Annotated in this window: 14 protein-coding genes; all 14 read left to right on the top strand. The window is 34.1% G+C overall.

The features are described 5' to 3' along the window. The first annotated feature begins 14 nt into the window (after window positions 1–14). Complete coding sequence (locus B4Z47_RS15765) at window positions 15–965, top strand: GDP-L-fucose synthase family protein (protein ID WP_286727575.1); 951 nt, start codon at window positions 15–17, stop codon at window positions 963–965. 63 nt (window positions 966–1,028) lie between these two features. After that, window positions 1,029–2,102, top strand: coding sequence for a GDP-mannose 4,6-dehydratase (gene gmd, locus B4Z47_RS15770; protein ID WP_286727576.1), 1,074 nt, complete (start codon window positions 1,029–1,031; stop codon window positions 2,100–2,102). 58 nt (window positions 2,103–2,160) lie between these two features. Beyond that, window positions 2,161–3,468 carry a lipopolysaccharide biosynthesis protein gene (locus B4Z47_RS15775; protein WP_286727577.1) on the top strand — a complete coding sequence of 436 codons (1,308 nt, stop codon included), beginning with the start codon at window positions 2,161–2,163 and terminating at the stop codon, window positions 3,466–3,468. A 38-nt stretch (window positions 3,469–3,506) separates the two neighbouring features. Continuing rightward, the gene (locus B4Z47_RS15780; protein ID WP_286727578.1) at window positions 3,507–4,832 is read left to right on the top strand and encodes a hypothetical protein; all 1,326 of its coding nucleotides are present in this window, start codon (window positions 3,507–3,509) and stop codon (window positions 4,830–4,832) included. Next, window positions 4,810–5,865, top strand: coding sequence for a CgeB family protein (locus B4Z47_RS15785; RefSeq protein ID WP_286727579.1), 1,056 nt, complete (start codon window positions 4,810–4,812; stop codon window positions 5,863–5,865). Before B4Z47_RS15780 ends, B4Z47_RS15785 begins: the two co-directional genes overlap by 23 nt. After that, on the top strand, window positions 5,843–6,829 hold the full coding sequence (locus B4Z47_RS15790; protein ID WP_286727580.1) for a glycosyltransferase family 4 protein: 987 nt from the start codon (window positions 5,843–5,845) through the stop codon (window positions 6,827–6,829). The genes B4Z47_RS15785 and B4Z47_RS15790 overlap by 23 nt, the downstream gene beginning before the upstream one ends. Then, window positions 6,826–7,983 carry a glycosyltransferase gene (locus B4Z47_RS15795; protein ID WP_286727581.1) on the top strand — a complete coding sequence of 386 codons (1,158 nt, stop codon included), beginning with the start codon at window positions 6,826–6,828 and terminating at the stop codon, window positions 7,981–7,983. The genes B4Z47_RS15790 and B4Z47_RS15795 overlap by 4 nt, the downstream gene beginning before the upstream one ends. Next, window positions 7,971–8,525 (top strand): putative colanic acid biosynthesis acetyltransferase, encoded by a 555-nt coding sequence (locus B4Z47_RS15800; protein ID WP_286727582.1) that lies wholly within the window; start codon window positions 7,971–7,973, stop codon window positions 8,523–8,525. The genes B4Z47_RS15795 and B4Z47_RS15800 overlap by 13 nt, the downstream gene beginning before the upstream one ends. Then, window positions 8,522–9,073 carry a hypothetical protein gene (locus tag B4Z47_RS15805; RefSeq protein ID WP_286727583.1) on the top strand — a complete coding sequence of 184 codons (552 nt, stop codon included), beginning with the start codon at window positions 8,522–8,524 and terminating at the stop codon, window positions 9,071–9,073. Before B4Z47_RS15800 ends, B4Z47_RS15805 begins: the two co-directional genes overlap by 4 nt. Next, on the top strand, window positions 9,063–9,980 hold the full coding sequence (locus B4Z47_RS15810; RefSeq protein WP_286727584.1) for a glycosyltransferase family 2 protein: 918 nt from the start codon (window positions 9,063–9,065) through the stop codon (window positions 9,978–9,980). Before B4Z47_RS15805 ends, B4Z47_RS15810 begins: the two co-directional genes overlap by 11 nt. A 3-nt stretch (window positions 9,981–9,983) precedes the next feature. Then, entirely contained in the window at window positions 9,984–10,853 is an 870-nt protein-coding gene (locus B4Z47_RS15815) for a hypothetical protein (protein ID WP_286727585.1), read from the top strand. A 16-nt stretch (window positions 10,854–10,869) separates the two neighbouring features. Next, window positions 10,870–11,616 carry a glycosyltransferase family 2 protein gene (locus B4Z47_RS15820; RefSeq protein ID WP_286727586.1) on the top strand — a complete coding sequence of 249 codons (747 nt, stop codon included), beginning with the start codon at window positions 10,870–10,872 and terminating at the stop codon, window positions 11,614–11,616. Between the two features lie 20 nt (window positions 11,617–11,636). Beyond that, window positions 11,637–12,539 carry an NAD-dependent epimerase/dehydratase family protein gene (locus tag B4Z47_RS15825; protein WP_286727587.1) on the top strand — a complete coding sequence of 301 codons (903 nt, stop codon included), beginning with the start codon at window positions 11,637–11,639 and terminating at the stop codon, window positions 12,537–12,539. A gap of 30 nt (window positions 12,540–12,569) precedes the next feature. After that, window positions 12,570–14,233: phospho-sugar mutase (locus tag B4Z47_RS15830; protein ID WP_286727588.1), on the top strand; the 1,664-nt coding region annotated here is incomplete at its 3' end.

Here is a 14,233-nt window from a genome sequence, read left to right on the forward strand (position 1 = left end):
AAATAACGTTATTGATGGAAAAAAATACAAAGATTTATATTGCTGGTCATCGCGGAATGGTGGGTGCAGCTATTTGGAGAATATTGGAATCGAAAGGATATACCAATCTTATTGGAAAAACGAGCTCAGAACTTGATTTACGGGACCAGGTGGCCGTCCAAGCATTTTTTAAGGAGGAGTCGCCGGAAGTTGTTATTGATGCCGCTGCTCGTGTGGGGGGGATTTTGGCCAATAATGATTTTCCGTATCAGTTTTTAATGGAAAATATGCAGATCCAAAATAATTTGATTGATACCGCTTTGAAAAGTGACGTTGACAAGTTTATTTTCTTGGGCTCTTCCTGTATCTATCCCAAGTTTGCGCCTCAGCCGTTAAAAGAAGACTACCTTTTAACCGATAGCCTTGAACCTACCAATGAATGGTATGCGATCGCAAAAATTACCGGTGTAAAAACCTGCCAGGCCATTCGTAAGCAATTTGGAAAAGACTATGTGAGTTTAATGCCGACAAATTTGTATGGTACACATGATAACTTTGATTTAAAATCATCCCATGTATTGCCTGCAATGATCCGTAAGTTTCATGAGGCGAAGTTAAGCGGAAATCAACCGGTTACACTGTGGGGATCCGGTACGCCAATGCGTGAATTTTTATTTGTGGATGATATGGCAGCTTCTGTGATTTTTGCCTTAGAAAATAAGTTGCCAGAGCATTTGTATAATGTTGGTACTGGAGAGGACTTAACGATTAAAGATCTTGCCGAATTGATTCAGAGAGTCGTAGGACATACCGGAGAGATTGTTTGGGACAGTTCTAAACCAGATGGCACTCCACGTAAATTGATGGATATCTCCAAAATGCATAAACTCGGATGGAAACATCAAGTTGAGCTAAAGGAAGGAGTAGAGCGTACTTATGCTTGGTTCTTAGAAAATGAAGGACAATATAAAGAAGTAAAACTATAAGATTGTTAACCTATTGATATAATGCGCTCTTTATATCAATGCTCAGACGAGAATATAATAAATATGAAAACAGCATTAATTACAGGAATTACAGGCCAAGACGGTTCTTATTTGGCAGAACTATTGTTGGAAAAAGGCTACATGGTACATGGTATCAAAAGGAGAGCTTCATCCTTTAACACGCAACGTATTGACCATTTGTATCAGGACCAACATGAGGCAAATGTTAATTTTAAATTGCACTACGGTGATTTAACGGATTCTACGAATATTATTCGTATTATACAAGAAGTACAACCGGATGAAATTTATAATCTTGGAGCGATGTCTCACGTGAAGGTATCTTTTGATTCTCCAGAATATGTGGCTAACGTCGATGGTATCGGAACGTTACGTATTTTAGAAGCAGTACGTATTTTAGGATTGGAGAAAAAAACAAGAATTTATCAAGCATCAACGTCTGAGTTGTATGGAGGTTTAGAAGAGAATAAAAACGAAAGAGGTTTTTATGATGAAAACTCTCCTTTCTATCCACGTTCTCCCTATGGTGTAGCAAAAATTTATGGATTTTGGATAACCAAGAATTATCGTGAGGCTTATAATCTTTTTGCATGTAATGGCGTATTGTTTAATCATGAATCACCCCGCCGCGGCGAAACTTTTGTGACACGCAAAATTACAATGGCTACTGCGGCTATTGCATTAGGTAAACAAGACTGCTTGTATTTAGGAAACCTAAATGCTTTACGTGATTGGGGGCATGCTAAGGATTATGTGGAGGCAATGTGGCGTATCCTACAACAAGATGTTGCGGAGGACTATGTGATTGCAACTGGTGTCACCACTTCTGTTCGTGATTTTGTCCGTTTGGCGTTTGCAGAAGTTGGCGTTGAACTAGAATTTGAGGGTGCAGAAGAATGTGAAATTGCAAAGGTAAAATCATGTTCAAACCCTGAGTATCAACTTGAGATTGGTAAAGTCGTCGTGCGTGTAGATCCGCAATATTACCGACCTACAGAAGTAGATTTATTAATAGGGGATCCAACAAAATCCAAAACAAAATTAGGCTGGCAGCCTCAGTATGATTTGGCAGCTTTGGTAAAAGAGATGGTAGAAAGTGATTTGCTAAGGTCATAAAAAGCTTATCATACTTTATGTTAAATTTAATTTATCTTGATCTTATATCTTTTATTCCGTGAATGCACATATTCTTAAAAATATTATCTCCAGATTTTTTGGCTTAGGTGTTAACTTGTTTAATCAAGTAGCACTTATACCATTATTTATACGATTTTGGGGAGTAGATAAGTACGGCGATTGGATTATTTTATCTACCATCATGAGTTTTTTTTCAATGTCAAATGTTGGTTTCAATGATGTAATTGCAAATAAATTTGTTGTTTCATTCACAGAAGGAAGGGTTGATCAATGTAGAAAATATTTAACAAATAATTATATACTTCTAATTTTTGCTAGTATTGTATGTATAATTAGCCTGACAGTATTTATAATATTTTTTGATATTTCTTCCATCCTTGGTACGAGGGTAACTCCACATAAAGATATAATTTTTGTAGTTTATTTTCTATTCTTTCAGATTATTACAGCGCAATTTAGTGCTGTTTTTAATGCTATTTATCGATCAGTAAAAAAGACTTATATAGCCTTCTATTTGGAAGATGGAGCTAAATTTGCTGAATTGGTTATAATGTTTATTTGTTTATATTTCAACTCGAGTTTCTCTACAGTCTCAGTTTTGCTTGTTTTACCAAAATTGTTAGTATGGGGTTACAAGATATCTGATATACCAAAATACTTTAATTATAAGTTCTATTTGAAGGATTTTGAATGGAGTTTTATAAAAGAGACAAGCGGACCATCATTGAGTTTTATGGCTTTTCCGGTAGGTTATGCTATTATGAATCAAGGATTGACTTTAATGGTAGCAAGAAATTTTTCTGCAGAAATTTTAATCCTGTTTAATACTACTAGGACGCTCTGCAATTTTATTAAAAGCTTTATAGGAATATTTCATGCTTCTATTTGGCCTGAATTTTCGATAGCATATGGAAATAAAGATTACTTAATGATGCGTAGTCTCAATCGGAAATTGCTATTTATATCAATTGGAGTTACTTTGATTATTGGCGCGGTCCTTCTGTTAATAGGCCCGTATATATATTCAATTTGGCTGCACAACAAAATTACTTTTGATTATCGAATCATGTTCAGCTTTTTGTTGAGTGTATTTTTTGGTAATATATGGTACAGTAGTAGTGTAGTATTGATGTCTACCAATAATCATACAAAGCTCGGATGGTATTTTTTATTGTTAAATATTACTTGCATTATTGCTTTTAGAGCTATAATTATTTTTTCCCAATCTTTACCATTTGCGCTTATTTCCTTATTAATTGTTGATATTCCACTTTCATATTATTGTATGAAATTAAATCTTCGAATAACTAAGGATCGAATATTTGACTTTTTTAAGGTTATATAGATGTAAAATTATTTCGTTATTGAACTAAAGGAACTAAAGTGGATAAAATAAATTTAAAGACAATACAGAATATAATATTATTAATGACGGTTATTTTTTTATTGATATTACAGAATAATATCATAAATATTACCGTTGGCCTTGCTGTGACACTATTTTTTTTGGTTAACTTTTTAAATAACATCAGGAAAGAAATAGCAATTGTAGATCTTATTTTTTTAATCTGTGTACTCCAGCTAGTTTTTTTTCCTATTATCAATTTTGATAATATGAATAATTTGCCAAATTATTTGTCTATAATGCTTCCTGCATTTTTCTTTTTTTACTTTGGCTTTAAATGGAATATTAAAAAAAACTATTTTAATGATATTGGTGTTGAGAAGTTTTTTGAAATCGGTAGGAACATTTATTGGTCTAAAGTCATTATATTAACTGGAATTTTAGGTGTATTTTTATCTTCATTTACTTCGAATGCATTTGTAAATTTATTAAGTAACTTTTCTGGTATTGCTATTTTGTTTTCATTAGGTTTGATGAAGAAAAGTAAGAAATATTGGTATTATCCAAGTATTTTCTTTTTGATTATATTATTTCAGTCAATAAGATCTGCCGTATTTGCTCCAGTTATTTCATTTGGACTACTTGCGATTTTGTATATTCCAATGATTTTTAATCTCACAAAAAGACAAATAATTGTTTTATTTGTATGTTGCTTCTTCGTTCTAAACTTATTTCAAAATGCAAAATTAGTATATAGAGAAATGGTTTGGAAGGGCGAAAATAGATCTTACGATTTTGGTTTATTTTTACAAGCAATGCTTGCTCCCAAGCAAGAAAAATCAATGTCAGCAATAGAACGAGCAAACTCTGGAAGCGTAATTGCAGAAATTTATGATTACGTTCCAAAAAAATATCCTCATCTATATGGTAAACAGCTCTTGGAAGATTTGTCAAATGGTTTGATTCCTAGATTTCTATATTCTGATAAGAAGGAAATTGATACTAGGGCAAATTATATGAGATATACAGGCCGTTATGTTGAAGACAATGTTTCAGTCGGAATTAATGTTTTTGGAATTTCATATGCTGAATTTGGAGTTATTGGCTCATGGATATTTATGTTTTTCTTTGGAAGACTCTTGAATAGAATGTACAACTTTTTAGTTGCTCTATTCACCCTAAAAAGGGGATATAATATATTTTTATTGACTATCCCTTCTGTATTTATAAGTTTTGTGAAATTTGAGCAAGAATTTGTTGGGCAATTTGTTGGTTTTGTTAAACTTTATTTAATACTAGTCTTTATATATATAATTTTTAAATCAAAACTTCAATTTCCGTATGAAAATACTATCAGTAGCTAATTTTAGTAATTATAATAGTAGTAACACCGCTCTGCACAGGCATTGGGCCTTAGAACAGTTGGGTAGGACAACTGCTGTTGATACTGCTTTTAAATACTCACTGTTTAACAGAATTGTTAAAAGGCTATTCGTATATGGAATAAGTTTTCCTTTTATTGATACCGGTAAAGTGAATAAAAGGATTTTAGATGAAGCGAGAAATAATAGATATGACATTATCTGGATCGATAAGGGGATTATTATTAAAAAGTCGACATTGAGTGAATTAAAGAGGATTAATCCAGATATTAGAATTGTTGGATATTCTCCTGATGAGATGACCAAGATACATAATCAATCATATGAATTTTTACAGAGTTTGCCCTATTATGATTTTTATATAACGACTAAATCTTATGCGGTTAATGATTTGAAGAAGTTAGGAGCAAAGGAAGTAATTTTCGTTGATAATGCTTACGAGGAAAAATTTCACTATCCTCATGTGTTAACTGAGAGTGAGAAAAAACGTTTAGGGGGAGATGTTGGATTTATAGGCATGTGGGAAGAGAGGAGAGCGGAAAGTATCTTATTTTTAGCAAAAAATGGCGTTAATGTTAGAGTATGGGGTGGGGGTAAATGGTTAGAGTATTATAACCTTTATCCTAATCTATCTATTGAAAGTCGAGCATTATTTTCAGAGGATTATGTTAAAGCTTTATGTTCTTTTAAAATTAATCTTTGTTTTCTAAGGAAAATGAATAATGATCTTCAAACAACTAGAACGATGGAAATTCCAGCTTGTAAAGGCTTTATGTTAGCGGAAGAAACAAGCGAACACCTTTCCCTGTTTACAAAAGGGAAGGAGGCAGATTTTTTTAATTCTGATGATCAATTACTTGAAAAGGTCAAATTTTATTTAAAAAATAATGAACTAAGAGAGTCCATTGCAGAAAACGGATATCAAAGATGTTTAAGTAGTGGCTACTCTAATCGAAAAACAATACAAAGAGTGTTTAAAAAAATCTTAAACTGTGAATATAGTATATCTAAATAGAAGTATAGAGGCAGGCTTTAGTATAGTTAAGGTCTTTAAGCCAGTTATAAAATTAATTAGGCAGGAGCAAACTGTTGAAATTTATAATATGCCACATTTTGGTGCTGCTCCTCACAAAATTCTTAAAAATCTTTTATTTGTATTGAAGTTGAGGCGAAAGGATGCGATATTTCATGTTACTGGAGATATTCATTATATCTTGTTAGCTCTGATTGGTTGCAAAGTAGTTTTAACTATACATGATGTAGCTACTTTAAAAAATGCGAAAAATAAATTGGATTATTTTTTAAAATGGCTTTTATGGTTTTATTTGCCAATTAAATTGGCAAATCACGTTGTGTGTATTTCAAACAAGACTAAATTAGAGGTTTTGAGTGTCGTAAAAAAGAAAGCGATATCAGTTATTCATAATTCTGTTGATAGCGGATTTAGTAGAATGGCTGAGAACAAAAACAACTTTACGCCAGTTATATTGCATATTGGCACTGGTTGGAATAAAAACTTGACGAGAGTGATTCAGGCACTTAAAGATATACAATGTAATTTGAGAATTATAGGAAGATTAAATGCTGAACAACTTGATTTACTTAATAGTAGTGATATTTGCTATTCTAATGATTATAATTTAACTGATGAACAAATTGTTCTTGAGTATGAAAAATGTAACCTTGTGAGTTTTCCATCATTATTCGAGGGATTTGGGATGCCTATTATCGAAGCGCAAGCTGTTGGTAGAGCTGTTCTAACGTCAAATATAGATCCTTTGAGGGAAGTTGGAGGTAATTCAGTTCATTATGTAGAGCCTGAAAGTGTGAAATCTATTGAAGAAGGATTTAAAGCACTTATATTTGATACTGTATACAGAGAGAGTATTATAAAAAAGGGGTTTGTCAATGTTGAAAGATTTGATGTTACTAAAATAGCTGATCAATACATAGAGATTTATCAAAAAATCAAAATATGAAAATAACTCATATCATATCTTCCATCGATCAATCTACCGGAGGGCCTGCTAGAAGTTCTACCGCTCTCATAAATAAACTTTGTGAAAATGAGAGTATCGATTTTGTAGACTTATTAACCTTATATTCTGAGGATCCTATAATTACTAATTTTGAATCCCCAAAAGGGAAAATTCGCTTCTGTAAGCCTGACTTTTTAAAATTGTCAAAAGAATTGGAAAGTGAGTTAAATGAGAGTGGACCAAATATATTTCACGGTCATGGTATATGGGATTTTCCAGTAAGTCAAATGGCTAAAGTTGCAAGAAGATTGGATGTTCCTTACATAATTTCAATAAGAGGAATGCTTGAGCCTTGGTCATTAAAACAATCTTTTTTCAAAAAGAGATTAGCGATGTTCTTATATCAACATAAGGATTTGAAGAACGCTACATGCTTACATGCTACCGCTGAGATGGAAGCAGAAAGTATTAGGAAATTGGGTTACAAAAATCCTATAGCTGTTATACCAAATGGTATTGATTTATCTCAATACCCTGTAAAGATTTTGAAAGAACATAAAGAAGGACGGAGAAAAATTTTATTTCTTTCTCGGATTCATCCCAAGAAAGGAATAGAATATTTAATAACAGCATGGATGAAATTAGATGCTGACATTAAGTCTAATTGGGAAATAGAAATTGTTGGAAATGGCGATAGAGAATATATAACTTCTCTAAAGAAGTTGATTAAATCAAATTCTTTAGAGAAAAGTATAAAAATTGTAGGTCCTAAATTTGGGAGTGAAAAAATTGATGTTTACCACGAAGCAGATTTATTTGTTTTGCCAACCTATAGTGAGAATTTTGGTATAGTAATAGCTGAAGCACTCTCTTGTGGTGTTCCAGTTATTACAACAAAAGGAACGCCTTGGCGAGAGCTAAATATAGCAAAAGCTGGAGAATGGATTGACCTTAATGAAAGTGAATTAGTTAGATCATTAAAGCTTCATATGAGTATGAGCGGGATGGAGCTCCATAGATTGGGACTGAATGGTAGGAAATTAATAGAAGAACAATATTCTATAGAATCTGTTGCATTAAAGATGTTTGATGTATATAATTGGCTTTTAAAAAGGTCTGAACAACCAAAATTTGTAGATGTATGGAAGGGATAAAGGTAGACCATTCACAATATAAGAATGAGCTCACTCTTAGAAATAGAATGGGCAGATTATTATGGAATATTATTTGTTTCTTTCTTTTTAGACCTTTTGTATCGAACTATTTCAATGAATGGCGAAAATTTTTATTGAAATTATTTGGTGCCAAAATTGGGAAGGGGAGTGTTATATATTCTTCTGTAAAGATCTGGGCGCCGTGGAATTTGGATATTGGGGAATATGTTGCCTTAGCTCAAGATGTAAATTGCTATAATGTTAATAAGATAATAATAAAATCTAATGCTACAATTTCCCAGTCTGCATACTTGTGTAGTGCTTCTCATGATATTTCTGATCCGAAACATCCCCTCATTAGCGCTCCAATAATTATCTGTGATCAAGCTTGGGTAGCTACCGATACGTTTGTTGGAATGGGAGTTACGATTGGACAGGGCGCTGTTATAGGTGCAAGAGCCGCTGTTTTTAAAGATGTTGAACCATGGGTAGTAGTTGGAGGGAATCCAGCTAAATTCATAAAAACTCGCAAATTTATATGAACATAAACGATTATAATCCCGTTCAAACAACACCATTTTCAATTAAAGATAAGATTCTTTCAAGAATTTGGAAAGTTGTTAATGCTACAATATTTAAGTTTCTTCCTTACAACTTTAATGGATATCGAAGACAAATATTAAAAATGTTTGGCGCAAATATTGTAGGATCGGTTTCTGTAGATAGGACTGCTCGAATAGATTTTCCTTGGAATTTAACAATGGCTAATTTAAGCAGCATTGGTAAAAATACCTGGATCTATTGTTTAGATAAAATAGTAATTGGGGAAAAGACATGTATCGGTGATGATGTGTACTTAATTACAGGCACTCATGATATAAAAGACAAAAAGTTTTCTCTAGTTACTGCGCCAATCTTTATAGGAAATGGAGTATGGCTTACAACTGGTGTTAAAATTATGCCTGGAGTATCCATTTCAAATTTTAGTGTTGTAGGAGCTTTTTCGATTGTTACCAGGGATATTCCCGAAAATCAAGTTTGGGTGGGAAGTCCAGCGAAGTATATAAAAAATAGATTTGATGAATTATAGTAATATTTCCGCCGTTATTTTAACTTATAATGAACAACTTCATTTGCATCGATGTTTGGAGTCTCTGACCAAAATTAATGCGAGAATATTTATAGTTGATTCTTTTTCGAGTGATGGAACAAAAGAAATAGCTGAATGTTTTGGAGCTAATTTTTATCAGAATCCATGGGTTAATTACGCTACACAATTCAATTGGGCTCTGGAGAACTGTCCTATTGATACGGAATGGGTACTTCGAATTGATGCGGATGAATATTTATCAGATGAATTGATTGATAGTTTGAATAAAGAACTGATTAATATTCCAAAGTCGATTAATGGAATCAAGATAAAACGATTGATGTATTTTATGAATAAACCATTGTATAGAGCTGGGATGTATCCAATTTGGCACTTGAAAATTTGGCGTAAAGATAAGGCTATTTGTGAGCAACGTTGGATGGATGAGAGAATGGTGTTAATTGAAGGTGATACTGTCACGTTGGATGGAGATCTAATTGATAATAACCTTAATAATATTACATGGTGGACTGCCAAACATAATGGATATGCAACGCGCGAAGCAATTGATGTATTGGATCAAATATATGGGTTTACTAGTAATGTTTCAGCGAAGTCTAATTTTTTTGGAAGTCCCGATGAAAGAAGGCGGTGGTTAAAACATAGGTACCTTAATTTACCGTTATTTGTTCGTCCATTTCTTTTTTTCATTATACGTTATTTCTTTCAACTAGGGTTTTTAGAAGGGAAAAGAGGGTTTATTTGGAATATTTTACAATGCCTTTGGTATAGATTTTTAGTTGACGCTAAAATTGATGAAGCTTTTAGAAAGGTCGGAAGAAATAGGGACAGCTTAATAAAATATTTTAATGACGAGTATGGATATGACGTTACAAAAATAAATTGACATATGAAAAAATTGCTAATTATAATAATACTTTTCCCTTTTTTTTGTCAAGCACAGAAACTGCTTTTCTTGCAAGATAATGTTAAAGGCCAAATGGATTTTGTTAAAAAGAATAGATTAGAGGTTTATAAATTAATAAATCAGTCACAATTTGTAACAAATGATCAGTTGGACGAAGAAAAGCTTAGGAAAGAAGTGATTCGGCGTTTCCCTAATACATCTTCAAGTGGTTATGCGGTTCTGGATTGGGAAGGTAAGGCTATGGATGCACTTATTTCCCAGAAGGACGAAGGGACTTTCAAAATGTATATTGGTGAATTCGTTAGAGCATTGAAAATTGCGAAGAAACTGAGACCCAATGTGAAATGGGGATTCTATGCTTTACCGTATAGACAGTATTGGAATATTAACGACACTTTTAGAAATAAAAACTATAGATTGGTTGAGATTCTAAAAAATCAGGACTTTATTGAGCCTTCTTTATATACATTTTATCCAGAAGCAGTCTCAAGAAAGTCGAATTCAGAATATATCCATAAGAATATCAGTTTAGCATTAGAGCTAGGAAGAAAATATAATAAGCCCGTTTATGCATTTATTTGGCATCGTGTACATCCTAGTAATAAAAAGTACAGTGAAGAGCAGATTCCTCTGTCAGTTTTTGAGGAGGAGATTGCTCAAATGTTAAGTTCATATAACGGTTATAAAATAAGTGGTTTAATGTGGTGGCATTCAGAAAATTACTCCTGTCTAAATCGTAGCAAATCAAGAGTGTATGCAAAAGAATACGAAGATATTAGCGATGCAAATTCTTATCAAAGGGCGATTTTTCAGCGATATTTTGATTCAATTAAAAAGTATTTAGATAAATAATTGCAGTAGTAAGACGATGAAGATTTCCATTATAACAGTCTGCTGGAACTCCGCAGCTACAATTGAAAAAACCATAAAATCCGTTGAAGCGCAAGAGTACCACGATTTAGAGTATATTATTGTAGATGGTCAATCTAAGGACAGTACCTTAGAGATTATCAAACGGTACCCACACGTGGTTACAAAATGGGTTTCAGAGCCTGATAAGGGACTTTATGATGCCATGAATAAAGGTATTCGCATGGCTACTGGCGACTATATAGGAATTGTCAATGCTGACGATACTTTCTTTGATGCCGATACTATATCAAATGTTGCCAACTTTCTTAAAATCCATAATGTGGATGCCAGTGTTGGAGATATTTTTCAGCATCGTGCAGATGGTCAAATAATCCGCCGATATTCTGCACAAAATTGGAATCCCGAAAAATTGAAAATAGGCTTCATGCCGGCGCACCCCGCTATTTTTTTTAGAAAAGAGCTGTTCGAAAAATTGGGTTACTATTCTCTAGATTTCAAAATAGGCGCAGACTATGAATTGATTACTAGATATTTTCTCAAACAGCAAATATCCTGGAAATTTTCAGATATAACCACACATAAGATGCTTATTGGTGGTGTAAGTTCATCAGGCTTTAGTTCTTACAAAAAGGTTAGCGAAGAAATTATAAAAGCTCTTCGAATGAATAATGTTCCTTTCCAATCTTGGCGTATTAAGTCTCGTTTTATATGGAAAGTATTCGGATTTCTAAAACGAAAATAACGCTGTTTTAATAGAAAAATATGAATATCATTATCACAGGTGCTTCTGGTTTTGTGGGACAAAATCTTGCTGATTATTTGGCTAACAAAGGAAATAGCATTAAAAAACTTTCCCTTAGAAATTCTGATTGGGAAACAGAGTTGTTGGATGCGGCCGCAATTATTCATTTGGCAGGAAAGGCACATGATACCTCAAATACATCTGCAGATGAAGATTATTATACAGTAAATTGTGACTTAACGATTAAATTATTTGATCTTTTTATGAAATCAGAAATAAAAGATTTCTTTTATTTCTCCTCTGTGAAAGCTGTAGCAGATACTGTTTTTGATGTGCTTACTGAAGAAACCGAGGCAAAGCCTCTGACCCCTTATGGAAAATCTAAGCAGAAAGCAGAACAATATTTATTGAGTAAATCGTTACCTGCTGGTAAAAGACTATTTATTATCCGCCCTTGTATGATACATGGACCGGGTAATAAGGGCAATTTAAACCTGCTCTATAAGGTTGTCGAAAAAGGAGCACCTTGGCCTTTGGCGTCTTTTGCAAATGAACGTTCTTTTTTGAGTATAGATAATCTTTCTTTTCTTGTTCAAACGATGCTTGAAAAGGAGAAACTTTCATCTGGCATCTATAATTTTGCTGATGATGAGTCTCTGTCAACAAATGATCTCGTTGCCTTGATTTCAGAGACATTAAATAAGAAACCCAAGTTATGGCCTATATCGGCATCCTTAATCAAGTCAATCGTAAAAGTTGGGGATGTGCTTCCCTTGCCTTTAAACTCGGAACGCTTGAAAAAACTGACAGAATCTTATATCGTTTCAAATACAAAAATAAAAAGGGCCCTTGGCATTTCTAATTTACCATTAAGTGCGAAAGAAGGCCTCGTATTGACTATTAAATCATTTCAGAATAAATAGCCTTGTAACCCAATATATTTATATATTTTTATGAAATCTCTAGATAAGGACATACAAAAGAAAATCGAAGATTGGTTAACGCCAAGTTATGATGAAGGAACTCGAAAAGCAGTTCAGGATTTAATCGACAATAATGAGGAGACGGAACTTACGGATTCTTTTTACAAGGATCTTGAATTTGGAACCGGAGGTTTAAGAGGCATTATGGGCGTTGGCTCTAATCGTATGAATAAGTATACGATCGGCAAAGCAACTCAAGGATTAGCCAACTATCTAAAGAAACAGTTCCCAGATCAGGAGATTAAAGTGGCGGTATCATATGACAGCCGTAACAATTCGCAGGCTTTTGGCCAGCTGGTTGCCAACGTGTTTGCAGCCAACGGCATCAAGGTACATCTGTTCACGGCATTGCGCCCGACCCCAATGCTGTCGTTCGCCATCCGCCATTTCGGCTGTCAAAGTGGTGTTATGCTAACGGCTTCACACAACCCAAAGGAATATAATGGTTATAAGGCTTATTGGAATGATGGATGCCAGCTGACGGCCCCACATGATAAAAATGTAATCGATGAAGTAAACGCAATCAATGCTGTTAACGACATTAAATTTGAAGGGCACACACACAATATCATTCCCGTCGGCGATGAAATTGATCAGCTCTATATTGACGCCAATAAAAAATTAAGTATTCACCCTGAAGCGGTACTCGCTCAAAAAAACTTGAAAATTGTTTTTTCGCCGATACATGGAACTGGAATTACCATTGTCCCTAAAATGCTGGAGGCCTGGGGATTTGAACAGGTTTCAGTCGTTGCTGAACAAGCCACCCCTGATGGCAACTTTCCAACGGTAATCTATCCAAACCCCGAAGAGGAAGATGCGATGGCCTTAGCAAAGAAACAAGGAGAAGAAATTGATGCTGATCTTGTATTAGCAACAGACCCTGATGCCGATCGTGTAGGTATTGCCGTAAAAAATAGTAAGGGCGAGTTTCAACTGCTCAATGGTAATCAGATCGGCAGTTTATTGGTATACTACGTCCTCAGTGCAAAAAGTGAACTAAAGCAGCTAGGGGCAAATCCTTATATTGTAAAGACTATCGTAACAACAAATCTAGAGTCAGAAATCGCAAAATATTTTGGGGTCCCTTGTTATGAAACCCTTACTGGCTTCAAATATATCGGTGAATTGATTACCAATTTAGGTGATTCAGCACAATATCTTGTGGGCGGAGAAGAAAGTTATGGTTTCTTAGTAGGCGATTTAGTGCGTGACAAGGACGCTCCGAACTCTTGTGCTTTCCTAGCCGAAATGACCGCCTATTTCAAAACAAAAGGAAAAACAGTTTACGAAGTCCTGTTAGATATCTACAAAGAATTTGGCTGTTATCAAGAAAAGCTCATTTCTCTTACAAAAAAAGGAAAAGCTGGTGCCGAAGAAATTCAGGCCATGATGAATGGCCTACGTCACAATCTACCAACGATACTGGGAGGAATAAAAGTCAAAGAAATCAGGGACTACCAACTTTCCCAAACCACAGATATGAGTACAGGGGAGCGAAGAGCAATCTCGTTACCAAAGTCTGATGTGTTGCAATTTATTACAGTAGATGGCGATGTGATCTCTGCCAGACCCTCAGGAACAGAACCCAAGATTAAATTTTACTGTTCTGTAAAAGAAAACTTAACGGATAC

This window comes from Sphingobacterium sp. UBA2610 (assembly GCF_002339225.1).
GTDB classification, from domain to species: domain Bacteria; phylum Bacteroidota; class Bacteroidia; order Sphingobacteriales; family Sphingobacteriaceae; genus Sphingobacterium; species Sphingobacterium multivorum.

Coding starts and splice junctions, on each gene's coding strand:
- B4Z47_RS15765 (WP_286727575.1), top strand. CDS start 15: ATGGAAAAAAATACAAAGATTTATATTGCTGGTCATCGCGGAATGGTG.
- gmd (WP_286727576.1), top strand. CDS start 1,029: ATGAAAACAGCATTAATTACAGGAATTACAGGCCAAGACGGTTCTTAT.
- B4Z47_RS15785 (WP_286727579.1), top strand. CDS start 4,810: ATGAAAATACTATCAGTAGCTAATTTTAGTAATTATAATAGTAGTAAC.
- B4Z47_RS15795 (WP_286727581.1), top strand. CDS start 6,826: ATGAAAATAACTCATATCATATCTTCCATCGATCAATCTACCGGAGGG.
- B4Z47_RS15800 (WP_286727582.1), top strand. CDS start 7,971: ATGGAAGGGATAAAGGTAGACCATTCACAATATAAGAATGAGCTCACT.
- B4Z47_RS15805 (WP_286727583.1), top strand. CDS start 8,522: ATGAACATAAACGATTATAATCCCGTTCAAACAACACCATTTTCAATT.
- B4Z47_RS15810 (WP_286727584.1), top strand. CDS start 9,063: ATGAATTATAGTAATATTTCCGCCGTTATTTTAACTTATAATGAACAA.
- B4Z47_RS15815 (WP_286727585.1), top strand. CDS start 9,984: ATGAAAAAATTGCTAATTATAATAATACTTTTCCCTTTTTTTTGTCAA.
- B4Z47_RS15820 (WP_286727586.1), top strand. CDS start 10,870: ATGAAGATTTCCATTATAACAGTCTGCTGGAACTCCGCAGCTACAATT.
- B4Z47_RS15825 (WP_286727587.1), top strand. CDS start 11,637: ATGAATATCATTATCACAGGTGCTTCTGGTTTTGTGGGACAAAATCTT.